Source organism: Xenorhabdus sp. BG5 (assembly GCF_015163665.1).
GTDB lineage: Bacteria > Pseudomonadota > Gammaproteobacteria > Enterobacterales > Enterobacteriaceae > Xenorhabdus.
In genome coordinates this window covers 1-1,317 of record NZ_JADEUG010000077.1, presented here as the reverse complement: position 1 = coordinate 1,317, position 1,317 = coordinate 1, and the positions used below count along the sequence as shown (strand labels likewise).

Genomic DNA, 1,317 nt, shown 5'->3' with positions numbered 1-1,317 from the left:
CATGATATTAACAATGAAACAATTTTAGTTTGTCATTAATTTTAACGGAATGATTAACGGCTTTCTATATTGAAAAGCCGCCGGGTTGGGTTGCTGATAACAGGAAAAAAATGATGCACGGAACAGAAGAAATAATGGGCTGGGAAGAATTATTAGACGAGTACTTTTTTTCACATATCCTGAGACCGGATACCGAGTGGAGTTACCGTAAAGTGGCGAAGGGATTTACCCGGTTTATGGGGGAAGCGGCCTCACCGGCGCAGGTTATTCACCGGGATGTGCTGCGGTGGCGGCGCCATCTTCTGGTGGAGAAAAAACAGTCGAGCCACACCTGGAATAATAAGGTGGCTCACCTGCGGGCGATCTTTAATTTCGGCATGGAGCAAAAACTGCTGCCCCACACCGAAAACCCGTTTAACAATGCGGTGGTTAAAAAGGAGAAGAAAAAGAAGAAGATTTTGAGTCAATCGCAGATAACCCGGATTAATCTGTTGATGGGAAAGTTTGCTGAAGAAGAAAGAACCGGGGTGATGCCACGGGGAGGGCGTTGCGCCCTGTATCCGACCTGGTATTGGTCAACAGTACTGGCGACATTGCGCTTTACGGGGATGCGCCAGAACCAGTTACTGCATCTGCGGCTGCGGGATATTAATCTGGAAAGCAATTATATTGAACTGGGGCTGGAAGGCAGTAAAAACCACAGTGAATGGGAAGTACCGATTATCCCGCCGCTCAAACCCCGGCTGGCAAAATTAGTGGAAAGGGCGATGGCTGCCGGCGCTAAAGCCGACGATCCGATTTTCGATCTCAGCCGGTTAAGTGTGCCGCACCCCAGCCGGCTTTCCCGTTACCAATATGATATCAACCGGGAAAAACAGCAGCTCCGTTCTTTCTTTCGCCGGCTGTCCAGAGAGTGTGATTTTGCGGTCTCGCCCCACCGTTTTCGTCATACCGTGGCCACGACATTGATGAAATCGCCGTCTCGGAATCTGCCGTTGGTGAAAAGACTGCTGGGGCATCGTAATGTGGCAACCACGATGGAGTACATTGATCTCGATATGGAAGTAACGGGCAAAACACTGGAGCGGGAACTGGGGTTGTATACCGATCGTTCTGACGAAAGTGCCGGTGAGAAAGAATAAAATGGGTTAAAAAGAACAGGGCGGGTTTCAATCAGGGTTTAGGAGGATGGAATTGATTGAACTGCCCTGCATCAACATTGATGGTATGAAAAGATTATTGATACCGATCTGGCATCCCGTGTAGTTTACACCTGACTTGACATCAGAATCAATTACTGAAATCATTACCTTAAAC

At 48.1% G+C, this 1,317-nt stretch carries 1 protein-coding gene; it reads left to right on the top strand.

Features of this window, described 5'->3' with window-relative positions:
- The first annotated feature begins 113 nt into the window (after nt 1-113).
- Nucleotides 114-1,142, top strand: a complete 1,029-nt coding sequence (locus IQ209_RS17860) for a site-specific integrase (protein ID WP_193852523.1) — start codon at nt 114-116, stop codon at nt 1,140-1,142.
- Nucleotides 1,143-1,317 lie beyond the last annotated feature (175 nt).

Coding starts and splice junctions, on each gene's coding strand:
- IQ209_RS17860 (WP_193852523.1), top strand. CDS start 114: ATGCACGGAACAGAAGAAATAATGGGCTGGGAAGAATTATTAGACGAG.